The following is a 19561-nucleotide window of genomic DNA, read 5'->3' on the forward strand; positions in this document are numbered from 1 at the left end:
GTAGATGACGAGGTGGATCGGTCCGAGGTGTAAGCACAGCAATGTGTTTAGCTGACGGATACGAATCGGTCGAGGGCTTAACCTACTTACTCTCACTCTGACTTCATTTCCTTTCTAATTTTCAAGGTGTGTGATTCACACATCTGAATATTGTCCCAGAATCACAGATTCTGGGAAACGTCTGGTGATTATAGCGAAGGGGTTCCACTCGTTCCCATCCCGAACACGACAGTTAAGCCCTTCAGCGCCAATGGTACTTGGGGTGCAGACCCCTGGGAGAGTAGGTCATTGCCAGGCATACTAAAAAGCCATCCAGAAAAACTGGATGGCTTTTGTTATTCGGATCATAAGCTAGATAAATGAAGATGATCAAAATCTAAGTTTGACTAAAAAGGTCCTCTACCCTATTTATTTTGGGTAGAGGACCTTTTTATATTATTTAGCTTTTTCACGGTATTTTACTTGGATCGTTTCCTCTGTTTCTGGTTCGATTTCTAGCCAGCAAACATAACTATTCTGATCAATCATTTCGAAAGGATGTGTTGAAGTAAGCCATTCTTCACGTAAGAAATATAGATCGTGCTTTAGTTTAAAAAGAATTTTTTCATGTGTTTTATTTTGAATTTTATATTCTTGTGTATAGTATTGATATCCCCACTTTGTATATTTATCAATAACACGGCTTTGCATTTTTACATCAAATGCTTTTCCAAGTAATAACTTTACTTTTTCTCCATGAGAAGTATGGTTGATTTGGTCTTCACCGATAAACTCCAAGTTTTGATCGGCTTCATCTTTACTGTATACCTTAATTTTACCTTTGGGTAGAGGAACACCTAGCTGACTCTCTTTGTTATTGTTCCACTCAATATGAACAGAAACAGGAATTTCTTTACTAGATTCATAGCTATAATATGCTGCATTTTCATAGTACTTTTTATAAGGGATATGAGTATAATGTAAAAACTGCACTTGTTTCGATTGATTGTTTTTAAGAGTGGTTTTTTCTTTACAAGTATAAAGATGAAAGTCATGAAAACTTTGTTCTTTGAAATTACTATTACTATCTTCATCTAATGCACTATAGAGTAATACTTCTTCCATATCACTATGCTCCATGCTGCGATGGATTTCTCCCGCGATTAGCTTTAACTCTGCATTTTCATAAGTGGCTCCTGTTTCATTCCAAATATGTACCCAGCCTGATAGATCAAACTTCTCTTCTTTAAGGTGGATCACATAATTTGCTTCCCAACTAAATCCCCGTGTGATATAAGATATATGGATATTTTCTTGATAAGCTTGTTTAACTTTCCATACTAAACCTGGCTTAACGATTAATCCAGTAGGTAGTTGAGGTAGCACCATTTCACCATAGGGATTGATAATAATTTCTTTTGTTGTTGTATTTTCAACAACGATACCATCTGTGACGCTTAGTAAACGGTATTCCGTCTTAGTTTTAGTTTCTTTATCGAAGATATAAATCGTTTGGTCTATATACTTCTCAAGTAGCTTCTTTTTACTTACCAAATCGTATTCATAGTTCATTTCTTGCACTTGTAAACCATTAATAAGAATCGAGTCAATTTCTGTCTTTTCAGCTACATCTAAATAATATACTTCTTGTTCTTGATCATCTAAGTTCATGATACGAGTCTCTTTGACAACACCAAATCCATCGTTATAAATTGTTAAAGAGAGCTGCTTTGTATCATCTTTAGTAGAAATGTAAGCCATTATAATTCCCCCTATGGTAAAGATATATAATATAAATTTATAAATAAAAAAATAAGTAATTCAAAATAAAATAAGAGGTTCCTTTTTCGTTGAAGAAGTTTTACAAGTTTTGATTGAGGGATAGAGAAATGGAAAGCCGTCTCAAAGTAAATATTTTTTAACAAATAGATATATTACTCTACCTTAGCTCGAATATGTACTTGAACTTTTTTTGTTTCACCAGCTGCTAAATTCATATCGCTTATGTAGCTATCTACGTTTTGCTTTACAAAAGGTACACTCGCAGATAACCATTCCATATGTTTAAGATATAGTAGATGATTTAATTTGAAATGAATACTTTCTGGTCTGTGATTAGAAATCGTGTATTCATATGTGATAAAAGCATATTTGCCTGTTTGCTTTTTTTTAATAATACGGCAATCCATTCGAACATCAAAAGCTTCCCCAAGAGGTAAAAGAATTTTTTCATCAACAGAGGTATGATCAATTAGGGTTTCATTTAGATACTCGAAACATTGGTTTACAGTATCTCTACTATAAATCTTTATTTTACCTTTTGGCAAAGGAATTCCAAGACCATGAGTGTGATCATTTGATAGATTCACAAATATTCGCGTAGAATAGTGTTTTTGAGGACCTACTCCTAACCCCATATAATACTTTTGAAAAGGAATTTTTGTTTGTTCTACAAATTTTATTTGCTTTAATTGATTATTTTTTAATGTAGTTTTTTCTTGACAAGTATAGAGATGATAATCATGAAAGGTCTTTTCTTTAAAATTCGCATTTTTATTTTGTCTCTTAGCCATTTTTAGGAACGTTGGAATTTCTAATGAAGATATTTTTTCTTTTTTGATTCGGTGAACTTTACCAGCTAACAGTTTTAACTCTGCATTTTCATAGGTTGCTCCAGATTCATTATGAATATGGGCCCATCCTGATAGATCTAGAGTGTTTTCTTGCAGATAAATGATATAACTTGCATGCCAACGAAAGCCTTTACTAATATAAGAGATATTTACGCTTTTTTGGTGTGGATCTTTGATCTTCCAGATTAAACTGGGTTTAAGGATGAATCCTTGAGGAAGCTGAGGTAAAATCATTTCCCCTTTGGGGTTGATGCGTACTTCACCAGTTAAAGTATTTTGAACGATGATGCTATCTGTGACACTAAGTAATTGATAAGGGGTTTTCTGTTGACTATAACGATCTCGGATTAAGATTACTTCATTCACATATTTTTCGAGTAGTTTCTTTTTATTTACTAAGTCATATTCAAAGTTCATTTCCTTAATTTTGAGCCCATCTATCAGAAGGGAGTCAATCTCAATTTTCTCAGCAATATCTGAATAATGGATTAGCTGATCGTGTTCACCGAGGGCTATGGATCTGGTTTCTTTTATGACACCATAACCATCATTATATATGGTTAAAACCATGCGCTCGCAGTCTTTTTGAGTAGAAGTATATATCATGTTATGCCAATCCTCCAAGATATTAAATATTAATTTTATGATATTCGATCCTAGTAAAAAAAATCTATAAAAAATTTAATATATTTTTCAAGGACATGCATGTATTATCAAAAAATAACCACTCAATAAGGAGTGGTTATTTTTAAAATGTACGAAGTTGTTCACCAGTATCTGACTGAACCGAAATTTGCGCATCTTGGCTAACAACACCCCGAGGGATCTCCAAATAGCGTCGGGGGGCTAATTTAAACTTGGCATAGTCCGAATCATATTTCATTTTTACAACAATAATAACATTCCCTTGGACAAGTTCCACTTTTTTGGGAATAGGTAGATATCCAATATATTTTGGATCATTTAATTGAAAGTGCAAAACATCCATCTGATCCCAATCGAATTCGTTTGTGATATTACTTGGATGATTATTTTGAGTATAAAGCCAAGCTCCAGCAGTAGGAAGTCTGGGTGGAATATATCCGGTTCCTTGCTTTTCAAAGTCATGAGCTTTAAAAGAAATGGGTCCAGAAGGTTTCACTTGATTATTTACGTGGTTTTGATTTGCAGGAGGATTGGTATTGGATATAGTCTGCTGTTGATTACTTGTTTGATTATTCACTTGGTTGTTGTTAATGATAATCGTTTGTTGTTCTTTAGTGGTAGCTTTTCCCTGTTCTTCCTGCTCCGACGGTGTTAAATTCGTTTTTTTTGTTGGGAGAATTCCGCATCCCGCCGTCAATAAAATAAAAAGGCAAAGGGATATCATATAAACTTTTCTCATTCTTTCCTCCAATTGAATAAAAATGAAAGATACTGATCTTTATTAAGAGAATGGTTATTTTATTTATTAAGTATAGATTAGCTTATCACTTTGTATGTTTCAATCATTATTATTTGTCCATTATTTGATTTACTCCCATATATTTGAATTTGGATCTGAATATTTCGCCATTTAATTTAAATATATGATTATTTGATATGTTATCGTAATCTTATTAATATATAAGTCTTTCAGCTACCTTTACTATTTTAGAAAGAATTTCAATGATGGGGGGCATTGGTATGGAAGAAGAGGTAAAAGCTGACGAAATATTAAAGGTAGAGAAGTCATCTTCCATGCAAAAAGATTACTTAGCAATGAGTTCAATAGGTTGTGGAGTAGTTGCTGCAATCTCCTTTTTAATAAGTTGGAAAATAGGTGTTGGTTTAGGGTTAGTGGGGATGATTTTAGGATTAGTAGCATTAAAAGCTCCAAAAAAAAAGCTGGCTTTATGGGGAATTATCATCAATGCGCTTTTATTTCTCATTCCCATTGGAATTTTGCTTTATGCTTTAATTAGTATAAAGATGATCTATCCTTAATGAAATGCTTAGTGGGTTGATTAGAAATTTTACATATTAAAAGGTGACCGTTGGTAAACGGTCATCTTCAGGCGAACTAGGGTTAAAAAACATAAACGTATGAAAGAGTGAGCAATCATTTATATAAAAGATTAAAAGATTAAGCGTTTATAGTAAAATACTGTTTTATGTAGTTTCCCGTCCGCTGATTTTGCGTAATCTGGAATTCGCCCCGCTTCTCGAAACCCAAGGGTACGATTATATTTTTGCTCTCCATGAATTTCTTCACAAATATGACATTCCATGATTTGTATCTAATGCTTTTCTAGCTAATTTGAAATGCAGCTTTCTTTATAGGTTTCGACCAGCTAAATGACAAGTTATAGAGGAATTCTTTCATCGTATACCTTGCAAAACTTACCATTAGGCTATTTTCCATAGATGAGTTTTTACATTAATAGTATTAAGAATGGCTGTGGCCAGAAATACGGAATCGTTGGTCATGAACGAATTAGATGTTTTACCAGCCGGATCAAGTCCAAGCCTGAACTAGTAATCATTTTTTCTAAAAACCATTTCGAAATTTATGTTTCACAACAATAGTATAGACACTTTTTAGAATAAGGATCTTACTTTAAACTCTAGGATAGATCGGTCTAAGATCTTTATTTGCAGGGGATGATCAGATAATAATTTTCAACCATTATATCAAATATTCAATATTTATACAAAAAGATCTGTATATTTTGTGATATAGGATATTCAATATTGGTATTTTTATTATTAATTTTTTAATATTAATATGCATAAAGATGAGGAGGAATATAATGAAAAATAAATTAATTACTGTAGTATCCGGTTTGTTGGTATTGTGTACACCTATGTTAGTTTTCGCTAACACTAAACAACCTGAAAGTACACAAGATGAAGCCATGGTTAACCAGAGTGGGAAAGTTCAATCTGTTGAACAACTCCAACAACAAGCTAATAAAGCATCTGTACAAGCAAAACAAGAAGTGGATAAAAGTCAAGCAGGTACTAATCAGGGATTAACTAATGAAAAAGTAAGTCTTCCTAAACAGGTAAAAGTATATGATCCGGTTAGCAAAAAATCAAAAACTTACCCAACAGAAACCCTATTTTCAGGTAAGAGGATTCCTGGAGTGATCGGGAAAGATACTCGTACTCGTGTCACAAACACCAAAGCGTTCCCCTATCGTGCAACAGGGATTATTATTGCAACATTTGGAAAAGATACATTCACCTGTAGTGGTTCTTATATCGATAAAAATACTGTATTAACTGCTGCACATTGTTTATACCACCCAGAGACGAAAAAATATGCCAAAAATATTATCTTTGTCCCAGCAGCCACAGCTGCATCTCGAGGTGGTATGGTCGCTCCTTACGGGACTGCTAAAGGAACAAGCTTTTCCTTTGCACAAGGCTGGAAAAAAGGAAATCTCAACTATGATTATGGTGTCATTACTACAAATAAGCCACTTGGAAAGAAATCAGGTAGTTTCGGAATTCGTCCAGCCAATAAATTAAAAGGAAGTACGGTAACGGCTGTAGGATATCCTGGTGATAAAAAAACATTCACCATGTGGAAAGAAAGTGGTAAGGTGATCAGCGAAACTAGTCGGATTATGAAATACCATATGGATACAACAGGTGGACAAAGTGGTGGTCCAATCTTCCAATATAACAAAAAGTATGGTTATTACGCTTTAGGTGTTATATCACATGGTATTCCTGATAAATACAATGCAGGTACAAAACTTGCATCAAAAGCATACAATGCTGTGAAAAGTTGGGCGGTTAAAGACTAACCCCATAATATGGAGACAATACAGAGAAAATACCTTTGATAAAATAGAGGTATTTTTTCTGTATTATTGACTTAGATTTACGTACTTCTTTTGTTAATGCAACCATATTAAAAAAAGTATATGAGGAAGCGGTAGTTCAGTAGTATTTGTGGTATGAATTGAAGTTCTTCACTTAATTTGATCTTTTATCTATGGACTAAATATACTCTTCTCACTGAAGCTAGAAAAAGGTATTATTTTTTAGAGGATAGCAATGGTTTTCTAGGTTATAAGGAGGGAACGGCATGTTTAACTTTGACCGTATTGAAGGAAATAAAGAAGCAAACTATCAGCAAATGATAAAACAGTGTTCTTATTTGTTAGAAGGAGAAAAAGATTGGTTGGCGAATCTAGCAAATACGGCTGCACATCTTTATCATTCTTTAGAGCAAATCAATTGGGTAGGATATTATTTGATGAAAGATACAGAGTTAGTTTTAGGGCCATTTTTGGGTAAACCAGCCTGTGTGCGAATCCCAATTGGTAAAGGTGTTTGCGGAACAGCAGTGGCTAAGGAACAAACTTTAGTTGTGGAAGATGTACATGCTTTCCCAGGTCATATCGCTTGCGACGCTGCAAGCCGTTCTGAGATTGTGATTCCATTACGAGTTCATCAACAAGTGATCGGCGTGTTAGATATAGATAGCCCAATTATCAACCGTTTTGATCAAGTGGATCAAAAGTATTTAGAAGAATATGTTATCTATCTAATCAAGCAGACCGATTGGGCTCCTTTGATGTAGACTACTGTATAAACGGTGGTCTACATCAAAGAAAAAATGATGATAAAGTGGATTGAAAAGTTGCATATAGGGTAACAATACAAAATAGGTTAAATTATAATATCTGTAAAAAGCAAAGCAACAAAAATTTAATAGAGTAAACTAGAGAAAAGGCGATGGCAAGGGGTGATGGGTATTGAGTATGAATCAACCGGAACATCAACCAGATAAATCGAAAAATAAATATGCGGTGATCTCACTGGTTTTGGCGATCATCTTTTTATTCAGTGGAATCTTTATTATTTTTATTGCTGATCAGATTTCACCTATTCTACTATTAGCATTCATTGTGGTTGCAGTAGTGTTTGGTCTGATTGGGATGAAATCTGAAAAGCGTCGACTAGCAAAAGTCGGTGTGGTAGTTAGTGCAATCGTTTTTTTCTTTTTATCTGTGCTGTTATTGTTGACAATGGGAATATAGCATTTCAGAGGCTTGAAGTCATTTAAATATTTAACGAGCTTTCATCTAAGTTTATAATGGCTTCTGGTCCTTTTTGTATGCTTTCGTCCATTTCAACAGGTCAAAAGTGATTATTCTTAAACCAGAAGCCGTTAATATTTTGATGCCAGTGTTTATCAGAGCAATGTGTTATCCGGCAAGAGTAATTTCTGAATATAATTTTATTTAATTATGTGTTGACAAAAGTGCTCCTACTTAGTATTATATTAAATGTCCGATTCGCGCCGGATGAATAAGAACACGGAGAGATGTCCGAGCTGGCCGAAGGAGCACGATTGGAAATCGTGTAGACGGGAAAAACCTCGTCTCGAGGGTTCGAATCCCTCTCTCTCCGCCATTATATCAAATGGATTGTAAAAGAAATTTGACATTCTCGTGAAAATATGTTAAACTAAGGTTCGGTAGCTCAGTCGGTAGAGCAGAGGACTGAAAATCCTCGTGTCGGCGGTTCGATTCCGTCCCGAACCACCATAAGTATGCTGGTGTAGCTCAATTGGTAGAGCAACTGACTTGTAATCAGTAGGTTGGGGGTTCAAGTCCTCTCACCAGCACCATTTTTCTTTAGGGGCGTAGTTTAATGGCAGAACAGAGGTCTCCAAAACCTCCAGTGTGGGTTCGATTCCTACCGCCCCTGCCATCAAGAGGATACTTGGAATTTTGATTCTAGCTGGTGTAGTAGATTTTGAGCACGTTCGATCCATTTTTGATCAATCTCATGATCTTCTACAGAGATCGGTTTGCTGAATTGACTCACAAACCCAGTTAATAGTCCACTATTAGCTGTTGGATCATTGTCAGTTAGAAATTCATGCTTGATGACAAATGGTCTTCCAAGTTTTACTTTTGTATTTGGTTGATCCAATTCTCCTTGAATGGCTTGAGTGGGTATTCGTAAATAATAACGGTATCCATGTCTTTCTTCCCAGTCTAATGGATGATCAAAGTATCCATGATCATACGTATAGCCACCGCCCAGCGAAAAACCTTCTTCTTCGAAGGATGATTGAATTTCTTTAAAGGAGTTCTGGTAGCCTTCGATAGCAGATGGGATAGAAATCATATAAACACTCCTTTCTTATTGTTAGTTTGTGGTTTTTAGATGATTTCATACATGGATCATGGCGGCATAGCCAAGTGGTAAGGCAGAGGTCTGCAAAACCTTTATCCCCGGTTCGAATCCGGGTGCCGCCTCCATTTATTTTTTTTTGCGGACGTGGCGGAATCGGCAGACGCGCAAGATTCAGGTTCTTGTGGTCATTAAGACTGTGGGGGTTCAAGTCCCTTCGTCCGCACCAAATGATATATATTATGTGCCCTTAGCTCAGCTGGACAGAGCGTCTGACTACGGATCAGAAGGTCGGGAGTTCGAATCTTCCAGGGCACGCCATTCTTAAGTTCAGTTTTTGTGATAACAGTGAATACAAGATATGTGCCCTTAGCTCAGCTGGACAGAGCGTCTGACTACGGATCAGAAGGTCGGGAGTTCGAATCTTCCAGGGCACGCCATCATTTAAGTTCAGTTTTTGTGATCATAGTGAATATAAGATATGTGCCCTTAGCTCAGCTGGACAGAGCGTCTGACTACGGATCAGAAGGTCGGGAGTTCGAATCTTCCAGGGCACGCCAGTAAAGAACCTTACTTTTAAACTAAGTAAGGTTCTTTTGTTTTTTTACAACAAGGATAATATCAGTGCTAAAAGGAATATATATATTTTTATTGTTAATAATTTTTCTATTGTTGAAATTGATATGGGCAGGTATTTCGAAATAATGTGACGAATTTTTAAAGAGAATTTCAAATTTAAAAGGAGGGGTTTTATGAAGAGTAGATGGAGTATTGCGATACCAGTTTTATTAAGTACTTTATTAGTCTCCTCAAGTTTTTCGTTTATTCATGCAAGTCCAGAGGAAAATAAGAGCCATAAAGTGGCTGGACCTGGTGACTATTATTTTGTGCAGTTACAAGAGGAGCCTGTAGCTGTACATCAAACTAAAGTTACAAAAGATAATGGAATTCAAAAGTTAAAAACACCAGAAGCTCAAACATATCGTGACCAGCTTAAACAAAGCCGTAATAAATATAAAAATTGGTTAAAAGGTAAAGTGAAAAATGCGAAAATTTCTGCGGAATATTCTACGTTATTACATGGTATTGCGGTTAAAGCAGATGAAGTAAATGCAAATATTTTAAGCCAAGGGCCTGGTGTGAAAAAGGTTGTTCGAAGCAAAAAATATTTACCAGTTATGAATCGAAGTCATACAATTATTAATGATTTACCGGCATGGAATCTGGGTTATAGAGGAAATGGAATCAAAGTAGGAGTAATTGATAGTGGTATCGATAACAATCATCCCTTTCTTAAAGATGATAGTTTAAAAATACCAGATGGTTTTCCTAAAGTTAATCGCGAAGAAGATATTCAGTATACAAGTAATAAAGTGATTGTTGCGAAAGTATATAGTCCAGATACAAGTGCAACACCAAAAGCGATTGACTCACATGGAACTCATGTAGCTGGAACCATAGCAGGTGTTGAAGGATATAGTGATCCATCCGGTACTGTTAAGAGTAAGCTAAGTGGAGTGGCTCCTAAAGCTTATTTAGGGAACTATAATGTATTCCCGTGTGAAGATTGCTCAGCGGAAAGTATTCATATTGCCAAAGCGGTTGAAGATGCGGTAAATGACGGGATGGAAGTCGTAAATATGAGTCTAGGTGGTGAAGCAACACCTGGTTTTGATCTATTGGTGGAAGTGGTTAATGCAGCTAGTGATGCTGGAGTTAGTATGGTAATTGCAGCTGGGAATGAAGGACCTGGAGCGATGACGATTGGCTCACCGGGTATTGCAGAAAAAGCAATTACTGTTGGGGCAGTTACTAATAACCATTTGATTGGTTCTACCATTAAAGTAAAAATAGATGGTACAGAAAAAGATGTATTAGTAGGTGTGGGTGAACCAGGGGGTAAAATTACAAGTAAGGTAGAAGCACCCCTTGCAATTGTATCGGAAGACAGTGGGTTAGGATGCAATCCATTATCAGGTGATGTAAAAGGAAAAGTCGCTGTGGTCAAACGAGGAGGTTGTACGTTTACCGATAAAGCAAAGAACGCTCAAGATAAAGGTGCAGTAGGCGTTATCATTGTCAATAATGCTGCTGGGGATCCTGCTTCGATGTCTGTAGAGGATATGATTAAGATCCCAACACTAATGGTATCTGATAAAGATGGAGCTTGGATCTTAAAGGGGCAACAAGTGACGACTGTGATTGAGCCTAAAACACCGAGTGAGGTAAATACGGATAACGATAGCTATATTGCTAATTTTTCTTCACGTGGACCCACAGTGAATTATACCCTAAAGCCCGACTTAGCGGCAGTTGGAGTTAACGTATATTCTAGTGTTGTCGGTGGTGGACTACAAATGTTTAATGGTACTTCAATGGCAACGCCTCATGTAGCTGGAGCTGTAGCACTACTCAAACAAGCACATCCTAATTGGACTCCACAAAACCTCAAATCAGCACTGGTAGGAACGGCTCGGGATGCTAAAGATACAAAAAAGCCAGTCGATGTAGGTAGTGGAATCATGAATGTAGGAGCTGCATTAAATCCTGTAGCTATGTTAGAACCAGCATCACTGAGTTTTGGAAAAGTAAAAAGTAAAACAGGTGAAGTGAAAATAAAGGTTAGCCTAAAAAATACGACGAACCAAACACAAGTATATATGATTCAATCTGATCAAAAGAAAGCGGTTAAGATTAGTAAACCACTTGTGACATTACGTAAGGGTCAAACAACTACTTTTGAAGTTAAGGCTATAGGTAAGGATAAAAATAGCAATACCGATGTGCAAGGTTATATTACAGTAAAAACTTTATTAGGTAAACAGTTACGTCTTCCATACTATTACTTTGTAGAATAAAATAACAAATAAAACATTGAATACCGTATGCTCCTAATAGTCAAAAGAAGCATACGGTATTTTTAGATTTTGGCTTAAAATAGACGATGCTTTACTCTTAAGGCGATGTAAGCTATAATCTAATGAATAGTCTCCTTATAGCTAGGTAGAGGGACTTTTTGCGTAGAAGATTGAAAGAAGCTCGTATAATTGTAGGAATTGGCCTACAAGTTTCTACCTAATCACCTAAAATGATTAGACTACGAGTGAGGCTGCTTTTTTACTTTCGTTATTCCAAAATATGTAAAAAGTATGCTCTTCACTCGGAAGTCAAATACTTCTCGAGTTTTTTATTTAAGGAGGGGCATCATGGAGTTATTAGAGCAAAAAATTATGAATGAAGGTATTATCTTAGATGATGAAGTATTAAAAGTCGATTCTTTTTTAAATCATCAAATAGATCCTTTTTTAATGGTTGAGATTGGTAAAGAGTTTGCTAGACGATTCCAAGGGGAAAGGATAACTAAAATATTAACGATTGAATCTTCTGGGATTGCCCCAGCTGTAATGACGGCGTTGCAATTAAAGGTACCTGTAATTTTTGCAAGAAAGCAAAAGTCGCTTACATTAAAGAAGGATATATATGTTGAAAAAGTATATTCATTTACCAAACAAGCGATGAATGAGATCACTGTCTCCAAACAATTTCTTTCTCCTGAAGATCGAGTGTTGATTATTGATGATTTTATGGCACGTGGTGAAGCTAGTCTGGGATTATGTCGTCTGGTAGAGGGAGCTTCAGCTCATGTGGTTGGTGTAGGAATCGTAATCGAAAAATCCTTTCAAGAAGGGATTCGTAAAGTAAAAGAAGCGGGTTACCGTGTAGAATCTTTGGCTAGAATCGCTTCGTTAAAAAATCGGCAAGTCCAGTTTCTAAAGGATAAAGAAGTGATATTCTAACACCCCATGTGAAGTCAAGTGGTTAAAAATGAGATACAGTATGTTGCATAATTCGAATGAAAACCTAGATCATACCTTTGGTTAAGGAGCCAATCGCTTTTGTGTTAGCGGAAGTGAGTTCAAAAACGATGAGCGACCGATTAATGCAACAACCTCTATATAAAAGTTTAGTTTATATATACTTTAGGTAAAAGAAGAAAGGCTACTGTAGGGTTGGTAGCCTTTCTTCTTTTTTACTTAAAATGTTTGATCGATAATTCCCCCACCTAGACATATTTCACCATCGTAAAGAACGACAGACTGCCCAGGTGTGACGGCTCTTTGTGGATTGGCAAACTCAACACGGAAGGTACCATCTGCTTGAGGAATTATTTGTGCTTCTTGATCTTTTTGGCGATAGCGACATTTTACAGTACAGGTAAAAGTATGGACAGGATACTCGGAACCCAACCAATTGACTTGAGTTGCGATCAAGCCGTTTGAGAATAAGGCTGGATGATCGTGCCCTTGTGCTACATAAAGAATATTGTTTTTAACATCTTTTTTTACAACAAACCATGGTTCACCCGTGCCAATACCACCTATTCCTAAGCCTTGACGTTGCCCTAATGTATAATACATCAGTCCATCATGAGTACCGAGTTTTTTTCCATCAAGTGTATGAATTTCCCCAGGTTGCGCTGGGAGATATTGACTTAAGAATTCACGAAAGTTCTTTTCGCCGATAAAGCAAATTCCTGTACTATCTTTTTTCTTTGCAGTAGCTAGCCCTTGCTCAGCAGCGATATTTCGTACTTCTTGTTTATTTAGATGGCCAATAGGAAACATAGATTGAAATAACTGCTCTTTTTTTACAGCATAAAGAAAATAAGTTTGATCTTTGTTCGGATCTGCGCCACGAACAAGATATTTTTGTCCATTGATTTCCTTAATTTGGGCATAATGACCTGTAGCCATGAAATCAGCCCCAAGTTGTTTCGCTTTTGTGAGAAAATCACCAAACTTAATTTCACGGTTACACATGACATCTGGATTGGGGGTTCGACCATGTTGATATTCATCTAGGAAATATTGGAATACTTTATCCATATACTCTTTTTCAAAGTTTACAGAGTAATAAGGAATACCAATTTGGGCACAGACACGACGCACATCCTCAAAGTCTTCTGTTGCTGTACAATACCCAAACTCATCCGTATCATCCCAGTTTTTCATAAACAAGCCGATAACATTATATCCTTGCTCTTTGAGTAGCCAAGCAGTAACAGATGAATCGACACCGCCAGACATTCCCACAACTACACGTATATTTTTATTATCCATTTATATCAGTCCTAATCAGTTGTTTCATTTTCTTGTTACTAAAGAAAGTCTCTATTATAATCTAAACCATGTAATCCATTTTTATCAAGAAAAACGGTTAATGAAAGGAAATAGATAATGGTTAGAGCCAGATTTTCTATCTTTGCAAAGTTAACTCCTCCACAAGTTCTGGTGATCGGCTTTGCCTTAGTGATTTTTATTGGAGCTACTATTTTAACTTTACCGATTTCGGCAGAACCAGGCAAACATGTATCTTTTTTAGATGCATTATTTACTGCTACATCAGCAGTTTGTGTAACCGGTTTGGTCGTTGTGGATACGGCTACAACGTATAGTCATTTTGGCGAAATGATTATTCTCACGTTAATTCAAGTAGGTGGTTTAGGGTTTATGACATTTGCTACTTTGATCGCCATGATGTTGGGTAAAAAGATTGGAGTGGCAGAAAGAAGAATTTTAACTGAGGCATTTAATCAGCTTAAGATGGAAGGTATTGTCCGTTTGGTAAAGGCTGTTGTACTCATTACAGTAGTCATCGAAGGAATAGGATTTTTGATCTTAGCCTCTCGTTTTGTACCCGAATGGGGATGGTCCACAGGGCTATATTATGCGCTATTTCATGCTGTATCTGCATTTAATAACGCGGGGTTTGATCTATTTGGTGACTATGAAAAATTTAGTAATTTAACTAGATATGTCAGTGATCCTACTGTTAATTTAACCATTGGCTTTCTAATTATTTTAGGTGGAATTGGCTTTGTCGTTATCCGTGAAATCATCTACTTTCGGAAAACGAAGCGATTAAGCTTACATACAAAACTGGTACTAACCATGTCAGCCATTTTAATAATCATGGGTACACTTCTTCTCTTATTGATTGAATGGTCAAATCCAGCTACGATGAAGTCGTTGAAATGGGAAGATAAAATTTTATCTGCTTGGTTTCAGTCAGTATCCACACGTACAGCTGGTTTTAATTCGATTAATATTGGTGCGATGTATCCTGCTTCTCTCTTTATTATGATTTTGCTGATGTTCGTAGGAGCCTCCCCAAGCTCAACGGGGGGTGGGATTAAGACAACAACACTAGCCAGTATATTACTCGCGGTATGGAATATGATTCGTGGCCGTTCTGATGTAGTGGCATTTAAACGACGTATTCCTAATTATTTAGTATATAAAGCGCTAACGGTGACGGTTGCCTCCTTAACAGTGGTTATGTTAGTAACGATTTTGTTAACTATTACAGAACGTGCAGATCTCCTTACAGCCATGTTTGAGACCGTCTCTGCATTTGGGACAGTAGGCTTAACGATGGGCTTAACGCCTAATTTAACTCCGTTTGGTAAAGTGTTAATTGCTTTAACGATGTTTGCTGGAAGAGTAGGGACGATAACGATTGCTTTAGCTTTAGCTAAAATAAAGAAACAAGTACCGTATAAATATCCGGAAGAAAAGCCAATGATAGGATAGATAGAGTCATCCTAATTTTAGAGATAGGCGATTTAAAGTTTTGGATGACCTAAGTTCCTACTGCTTAACTTGGGTATAGGAAAGTTTTAATAATTATCATGAGATGTCCAAATCTGTTATATTGTCATAGAGAGAGAGAAAGATCTAAAATAAATGATAGATGGAAAAGTGGAGAGGTGTATTCTTTTTTCTTGACAAGAGAGCAAGGATTTACAACACATGCATAGAATATGTGGAGACAAGAAATATGAAAAAATCGAGGTGTCTTGGAGAAAAGAGTGTTGAAAGGCAGGTAATTATGAAGTATAAGTTTAGAGTTACACTGCTTGCTTTCACGGTGGGAGTATTCCCGCTATTAAGTGGTTGTTCAACTGTGATCGAAAAAATCCAACAAACAACAGGAAATAATGTAGAAAAAGTAGAGACGAAGTTAAACGGGCAGGAGCACAAAAAGCCGGTAAAAACGGGTGTTGAAAAAAATCTACTTCCCCCTGCTCCTGCTACTGATTTGGCTAATATTTTAAAAGATGATGGAAAAGGTCGGTATGCTGGTAATTTGTTTAATCATGTTAAAGTGAGCGAAGCACTCGACCAAATGCCCAAAGGGATGTCAGAAGAACAGATTTATGCTTATTTGTTAGGGCTTGTCGGTGAAAACTATAAAGGAGATAATACCTTCTTTAAACAGATGGAGCCGAACTATCGATCACAGTTGGATGGATTGAAGTCACGGATAAACAAGTCGTCTTCCAAAGACAAAGCAACGAATGTATTGGTCATGCTGAATGCCAGTAACTCCATGCAAGCCGATATGGATGGGAAAAGTAAGCTTACAGCATCGAAGTTAGCACTTACTCAATTTGCTGCTTCTTTACCCAAAAATACCCAGTTATCTGTCAGTGTCTTTGGGCAAGGGAATATGAATTCTTTAGCGAATACCAGTAATTGTCAAGAGCCTAAGACTATTTATCCTAAACAGTCATTTGATGCAAAGAAATTTTCATCTGCATGGAATCAAGTAACCACTTTTTCAAGGCAGAGTCCATTGACACAAGCGATTCGTTCAATATATGGGGAGACTAGAGAAGGGGCTTCAAACACAGATCAAACTGTACTGCTTATCACAGATCAGTCGGATAGTTGTGGTGGGAATCTCACACATGAAGCCGAAGAAGTACGCCTTTCCAACGAAATAGGTAATTTTCACATAATTGGACTCAAAGTAAATCGTCAAGATGAGGCGGAGTTAAGAAAAGTCGCAAACACAGCAGGTGGTAGTTATCAAAGAGCAGCAGATAGTACAGATCTGCGCCGGGTATTCTATAATTTCCAAAAAGAAATTAGCAAGAAAAATGAGCCTTGGCAACTTCAAGGTTTACAAAAAATTACTCAGAGCTATCGTACAGACAGCTTACTTTTGAGTACCCATTATGAAAGTGTTTTAGGAAAACTAAAGAAAGAAAATGAACGACTAAACAAAGCAAATGAGTATATTAAAGATTTACAGAAAATAAATATTAAAGAGTGGGAAAAAGTAGACCAGTGGATACAAAACCGTTACCAACAAGTTGAGGATTATATGGATAATCAAAATAAAACGGCGAGTGGTAAACTGGAAAAAGATTACGAAACGAATCTAGAACAGCTGGAGCAAGACTGGGAGAAAGATGGTAAATCAAAAGAGGAATTTGAAAAGCATAAACAAGAAGTGTTAAAAGAACAGCCTCCAATTAAAAATTCAGATGGGGATGATAGCCAGACGGAACCAACTGAAGACCCAACAGAAAATGATACAGCACAGGAGACACAATCGGAGTGATAACGGATGGAGAGTTCGCTGTATGAAGTGAAATTTGATCACCGCTTAAAGATTTTCCGACCTTATCTGCATGTAGAATATGATCAACTTCCTATGCAGTTGCAAGAGGAGTTTGAGCTAAAATGTCAAGAAATATGCTCTAAAATCCCTGACCGTATCAAATGTTTGGAACAGGAGTATATGCAGAAATATGAGGCACTGAAAGAAGTCGATGCTGAAGATCTTTTTTTTCAACTTACCGATGAATTAAATGAAATATCTAGTTGTATCTGTGATCTAAACTTATTATTTTTGCAAATTGAAGGAGCTTATATTTCACAAAGTATCCACGCTTAATTTCAAAGCGTTTGACAAAATATAATGTCAAACGCTTTTGTTAATGGTAGTTAAGATTGATGTTCTTTTGATTATCGGTTTTCACTGATAAGTCAAGTGTCAAATTTGTATCTGGATTGTAAAGTTTTTATTAAGAATGCGTTAATCTATATTTAAGTTTAAATAAAGGTATTTTCAATGTTATTATTCAACAGTATTATAATCTAGTCAAAGAAAACTGTTTATGTCAGGAGGAGTTTCCGTTGTTTTTCAACCGTTCCAAAGACCGGATTTTTTACCAAACCTTAGTAGATGCTACTTCGAATATTTTAGAAGCAGTATTGTTATTTCGAGAGAATGTAGAGACTTTGGAAGAAAAGGAAAGCTATGCTGAGAAAATTAAAGAGCTTGAGAACAAGGGAGACGAATATACTCATTTAATCATTCGGGAGTTAAATCAAACATTTGTAACTCCACTCGACCGAGAGGATATTTTGGCATTAGCAGTTCAAGTAGATGATGTGCTCGATGGAATCGAAGCATGTGCAGCGCGTTTTGTATATTTGCATGTTGATCATTCAACACCGCATTTAATTAAGTTTGCAGGTGTACTTGAAAGTTGTGCTCGTCATCTCCATGAAGCTTTTATCGCACTGGAAAAGAGGGATTATGCCAAGATTCGTAAGGCTTCTATCGAAATCAATGTCTTAGAAAATGAAGGCGACAAACTAATGCGTGACGGAATCGCAGAGATGCTTGCTAGTCCAGATATTCAAGTACTTGATTTAATTAAAATGAAAGAGATTTATGAGAAATTAGAGGATGTGACCGACACATTCGAAGATTTAATCAATGTTATGGAAGGTGTGGTCATGAAGTATGCCTGATCCAATGTGGTTATTGGTTTTTGTAATTGTTTTAGCACTTATATTTGATTTTACAAACGGTTGGCATGATACTGCGAATGCAATAGCGACTGTAGTTGGAACACGCACACTTTCACCTACAAAAGCCATTATTATGGCTGCTGTTTTAAACTTTGTAGGGGCTTTTTTCTCGACTGAGGTAGCAAAAACCATTGGAAAAGAGATTGTTGACCCAAATATTATTAGTAATGTTGTTTTAGTGGCAGCTTTGTTAGCCGTAATCATTTGGAATGTCGTAACTGTTCTAATGGGTTTACCAACAAGTTCTTCTCATGCATTATTAGGTAGTTTAATTGGCGCTTCGGTTGCTTTTAAAGGGATAGCGATTTTAAAAGTAAAAGGAATTATTATGATTCTTATAGGATTAGTTATTTCTCCAGTGATCGGTGGTTTACTCGCCTTTTTAATTATGAAATTAATTCGTCGCCTTTTTGCTGATACTGCTCCTTCCAAGGTGAAAAGAATATTTCGTCCACTGCAAATTTTTTCATCTGCATTTATGGCATTTAGTCATGGAGCCTCAGATGCACAAAAAGCGATGGGAATCATTACGATGGCACTGGTTGCAACAGGAGTTCAGTCCAATATGGAAGTTCCACTTTGGGTTATGGTTTCCGCTGCACTGGCAATGGCACTTGGAACCGCACTTGGAGGCTGGAAAGTAATTCAAACAATTGGCTCAAGACTAAGTCGTTTAGAAACACCACATGGATTTGCAGCAGAAACGGGTGCAGCGCTTCTACTCGCTACTATTGCCAAGATTGGAGTACCTGTGAGTACGACACATACGATTACGGGTTCGATTATCGGTGTAGGATCTGCTGAAAGAATTAAAAGTGTTCGTTGGAGTGTAGCTGGTAAGATTGTATCTGCTTGGATTTTAACTCTTCCAGGGACCGCACTTATGGGATATTTATTTTATTTGGCTTTACGAATCCTGGAAAAGTGAACCAGTAAAAGTATGTAAGTGATTACATAGTCTTAACAAGCAATTTTCTCTTGAGTTTTTCAATCTAAATGGTAAAAGGGGAATTGTTCCCTTAAGTAAATATATAAAAAGTATAAAAGTGGATTTATTGCCTTCATCATATTATTTGATAAAGTTTTTTAAAAATAAATGAATTTGTTTTTTGGATTGGCTAATCAGCCATTCTTTTTTTATTGATTAATAGA

At 36.3% G+C, this 19561-nt stretch carries 16 protein-coding genes, 9 tRNA genes, 2 rRNA genes and 1 riboswitch; of the genes, 22 read left to right on the forward strand and 5 right to left on the reverse strand.

The genetic code is table 11. The features are described from left to right. Both DL897_RS05580 and rrf read left to right on the forward strand, forming a co-directional pair. Positions 1 to 85: ribosomal RNA gene (locus DL897_RS05580) — 23S ribosomal RNA — on the forward strand; the annotation flags it as partial. 95 nt (positions 86 to 180) lie between these two features. Next, a 5S ribosomal RNA gene (rrf, locus tag DL897_RS05585) occupies positions 181 to 297 on the forward strand. Between the two features lie 138 nt (positions 298 to 435). On the opposite strand, the gene DL897_RS05590 is transcribed toward rrf, so the two are convergent. The 3 genes from DL897_RS05590 to DL897_RS05600 all read right to left on the reverse strand — a co-directional run bounded on the left by DL897_RS05590 (position 436) and on the right by DL897_RS05600 (position 3996). After that, entirely contained in the window at positions 436 to 1740 is a 1305-nt protein-coding gene (locus DL897_RS05590; protein ID WP_113658175.1) for a DUF4139 domain-containing protein, read from the reverse strand. 173 nt (positions 1741 to 1913) lie between these two features. Next, entirely contained in the window at positions 1914 to 3218 is a 1305-nt protein-coding gene (locus tag DL897_RS05595) for a DUF4139 domain-containing protein (RefSeq protein ID WP_113658176.1), read from the reverse strand. A 142-nt stretch (positions 3219 to 3360) separates the two neighbouring features. Further along, complete coding sequence (locus DL897_RS05600; protein WP_113658177.1) at positions 3361 to 3996, reverse strand: hypothetical protein; 636 nt, start codon at positions 3994 to 3996, stop codon at positions 3361 to 3363. Between the two features lie 281 nt (positions 3997 to 4277). Between DL897_RS05600 and DL897_RS05605 the strand changes: the two genes are divergently transcribed. The 8 genes from DL897_RS05605 to DL897_RS05645 all read left to right on the forward strand — a co-directional run bounded on the left by DL897_RS05605 (position 4278) and on the right by DL897_RS05645 (position 8306). Further along, positions 4278 to 4577, forward strand: a complete 300-nt coding sequence (locus DL897_RS05605) for a hypothetical protein (RefSeq protein WP_113658178.1) — start codon at positions 4278 to 4280, stop codon at positions 4575 to 4577. Between the two features lie 806 nt (positions 4578 to 5383). Beyond that, positions 5384 to 6388, forward strand: coding sequence for a trypsin-like serine peptidase (locus DL897_RS05615; RefSeq protein ID WP_168188658.1), 1005 nt, complete (start codon positions 5384 to 5386; stop codon positions 6386 to 6388). Between the two features lie 284 nt (positions 6389 to 6672). Next, the gene (locus DL897_RS05620) at positions 6673 to 7170 is read left to right on the forward strand and encodes a GAF domain-containing protein (protein ID WP_113658180.1); all 498 of its coding nucleotides are present in this window, start codon (positions 6673 to 6675) and stop codon (positions 7168 to 7170) included. A gap of 175 nt (positions 7171 to 7345) precedes the next feature. Further along, entirely contained in the window at positions 7346 to 7630 is a 285-nt protein-coding gene (locus tag DL897_RS05625) for a hypothetical protein (RefSeq protein ID WP_113658181.1), read from the forward strand. 281 nt (positions 7631 to 7911) lie between these two features. Continuing rightward, positions 7912 to 8006: transfer RNA gene (locus tag DL897_RS05630), tRNA-Ser, on the forward strand. A 58-nt stretch (positions 8007 to 8064) separates the two neighbouring features. Next, positions 8065 to 8140, forward strand: a tRNA-Phe gene (locus tag DL897_RS05635). Between the two features lie 7 nt (positions 8141 to 8147). Next, a tRNA-Thr gene (locus tag DL897_RS05640) sits at positions 8148 to 8223 on the forward strand. A gap of 9 nt (positions 8224 to 8232) precedes the next feature. Then, positions 8233 to 8306: transfer RNA gene (locus DL897_RS05645), tRNA-Trp, on the forward strand. Here DL897_RS05645 and DL897_RS05650 read toward each other — a convergent pair. Further along, complete coding sequence (locus DL897_RS05650; protein WP_113658182.1) at positions 8307 to 8729, reverse strand: YugN family protein; 423 nt, start codon at positions 8727 to 8729, stop codon at positions 8307 to 8309. Between the two features lie 60 nt (positions 8730 to 8789). Here DL897_RS05650 and DL897_RS05655 point away from each other — a divergent pair. The 7 genes from DL897_RS05655 to DL897_RS05685 all read left to right on the forward strand — a co-directional run bounded on the left by DL897_RS05655 (position 8790) and on the right by DL897_RS05685 (position 12532). Next, positions 8790 to 8863: transfer RNA gene (locus DL897_RS05655), tRNA-Cys, on the forward strand. A 13-nt stretch (positions 8864 to 8876) separates the two neighbouring features. After that, positions 8877 to 8964: transfer RNA gene (locus tag DL897_RS05660), tRNA-Leu, on the forward strand. Between the two features lie 15 nt (positions 8965 to 8979). Beyond that, positions 8980 to 9056 (forward strand) — tRNA-Arg (locus DL897_RS05665). A gap of 42 nt (positions 9057 to 9098) precedes the next feature. Next, positions 9099 to 9175: transfer RNA gene (locus tag DL897_RS05670), tRNA-Arg, on the forward strand. Between the two features lie 43 nt (positions 9176 to 9218). Then, a tRNA-Arg gene (locus DL897_RS05675) sits at positions 9219 to 9295 on the forward strand. Between the two features lie 192 nt (positions 9296 to 9487). Next, positions 9488 to 11593 (forward strand): S8 family serine peptidase, encoded by a 2106-nt coding sequence (locus DL897_RS05680; RefSeq protein ID WP_113658183.1) that lies wholly within the window; start codon positions 9488 to 9490, stop codon positions 11591 to 11593. Positions 11594 to 11754: 161 nt separating this feature from the next. After that, positions 11755 to 11855, forward strand: a riboswitch (purine riboswitch). Positions 11856 to 11941: 86 nt separating this feature from the next. Then, the gene (locus DL897_RS05685; RefSeq protein WP_113658184.1) at positions 11942 to 12532 is read left to right on the forward strand and encodes a xanthine phosphoribosyltransferase; all 591 of its coding nucleotides are present in this window, start codon (positions 11942 to 11944) and stop codon (positions 12530 to 12532) included. A gap of 237 nt (positions 12533 to 12769) precedes the next feature. Here the strand turns inward: DL897_RS05685 and mnmA are convergent, their stop codons facing one another. After that, positions 12770 to 13855, reverse strand: a complete 1086-nt coding sequence (mnmA, locus tag DL897_RS05690) for a tRNA 2-thiouridine(34) synthase MnmA (protein ID WP_113658185.1) — start codon at positions 13853 to 13855, stop codon at positions 12770 to 12772. Positions 13856 to 13972: 117 nt separating this feature from the next. Here mnmA and DL897_RS05695 point away from each other — a divergent pair, with 117 nt between their 5' ends. The 5 genes from DL897_RS05695 (at position 13973) to DL897_RS05715 (ending at position 19337) form a co-directional block, all read left to right on the forward strand. Then, positions 13973 to 15328: a TrkH family potassium uptake protein gene (locus tag DL897_RS05695; RefSeq protein ID WP_113658186.1), complete on the forward strand. Its 1356-nt coding sequence runs from the start codon at positions 13973 to 13975 to the stop codon at positions 15326 to 15328. A gap of 247 nt (positions 15329 to 15575) precedes the next feature. Next, a complete protein-coding gene (locus tag DL897_RS05700) occupies positions 15576 to 17147 on the forward strand; it encodes a vWA domain-containing protein (RefSeq protein WP_113658187.1) in 1572 nt (523 codons plus the stop codon). 6 nt (positions 17148 to 17153) lie between these two features. Next, the gene (locus tag DL897_RS05705) at positions 17154 to 17483 is read left to right on the forward strand and encodes a hypothetical protein (RefSeq protein ID WP_113658188.1); all 330 of its coding nucleotides are present in this window, start codon (positions 17154 to 17156) and stop codon (positions 17481 to 17483) included. A 242-nt stretch (positions 17484 to 17725) separates the two neighbouring features. Then, positions 17726 to 18349 (forward strand): DUF47 domain-containing protein, encoded by a 624-nt coding sequence (locus DL897_RS05710; RefSeq protein ID WP_168188659.1) that lies wholly within the window; start codon positions 17726 to 17728, stop codon positions 18347 to 18349. After that, the gene (locus DL897_RS05715) at positions 18342 to 19337 is read left to right on the forward strand and encodes an inorganic phosphate transporter (RefSeq protein WP_113658190.1); all 996 of its coding nucleotides are present in this window, start codon (positions 18342 to 18344) and stop codon (positions 19335 to 19337) included. The genes DL897_RS05710 and DL897_RS05715 overlap by 8 nt, the downstream gene beginning before the upstream one ends. Positions 19338 to 19561 lie beyond the last annotated feature (224 nt).

The sequence above is a fragment of the Thermoflavimicrobium daqui genome (assembly GCF_003313465.1).
Classification (GTDB): domain Bacteria; phylum Bacillota; class Bacilli; order Thermoactinomycetales; family Thermoactinomycetaceae; genus Thermoflavimicrobium; species Thermoflavimicrobium daqui.

Coding starts and splice junctions, on each gene's coding strand:
- DL897_RS05700 (WP_113658187.1), top strand. CDS start 15,576: ATGAAAAAATCGAGGTGTCTTGGAGAAAAGAGTGTTGAAAGGCAGGTA.
- DL897_RS05620 (WP_113658180.1), top strand. CDS start 6,673: ATGTTTAACTTTGACCGTATTGAAGGAAATAAAGAAGCAAACTATCAG.
- mnmA (WP_113658185.1), bottom strand. CDS start 13,855: ATGGATAATAAAAATATACGTGTAGTTGTGGGAATGTCTGGCGGTGTC.
- DL897_RS05590 (WP_113658175.1), bottom strand. CDS start 1,740: ATGGCTTACATTTCTACTAAAGATGATACAAAGCAGCTCTCTTTAACA.
- DL897_RS05695 (WP_113658186.1), top strand. CDS start 13,973: ATGGTTAGAGCCAGATTTTCTATCTTTGCAAAGTTAACTCCTCCACAA.
- DL897_RS05650 (WP_113658182.1), bottom strand. CDS start 8,729: ATGATTTCTATCCCATCTGCTATCGAAGGCTACCAGAACTCCTTTAAA.
- DL897_RS05715 (WP_113658190.1), top strand. CDS start 18,342: ATGCCTGATCCAATGTGGTTATTGGTTTTTGTAATTGTTTTAGCACTT.
- DL897_RS05705 (WP_113658188.1), top strand. CDS start 17,154: ATGGAGAGTTCGCTGTATGAAGTGAAATTTGATCACCGCTTAAAGATT.
- DL897_RS05605 (WP_113658178.1), top strand. CDS start 4,278: ATGGAAGAAGAGGTAAAAGCTGACGAAATATTAAAGGTAGAGAAGTCA.
- DL897_RS05680 (WP_113658183.1), top strand. CDS start 9,488: ATGAAGAGTAGATGGAGTATTGCGATACCAGTTTTATTAAGTACTTTA.
- DL897_RS05600 (WP_113658177.1), bottom strand. CDS start 3,996: ATGAGAAAAGTTTATATGATATCCCTTTGCCTTTTTATTTTATTGACG.
- DL897_RS05615 (WP_168188658.1), top strand. CDS start 5,384: ATGAAAAATAAATTAATTACTGTAGTATCCGGTTTGTTGGTATTGTGT.
- DL897_RS05685 (WP_113658184.1), top strand. CDS start 11,942: ATGGAGTTATTAGAGCAAAAAATTATGAATGAAGGTATTATCTTAGAT.
- DL897_RS05595 (WP_113658176.1), bottom strand. CDS start 3,218: ATGATATATACTTCTACTCAAAAAGACTGCGAGCGCATGGTTTTAACC.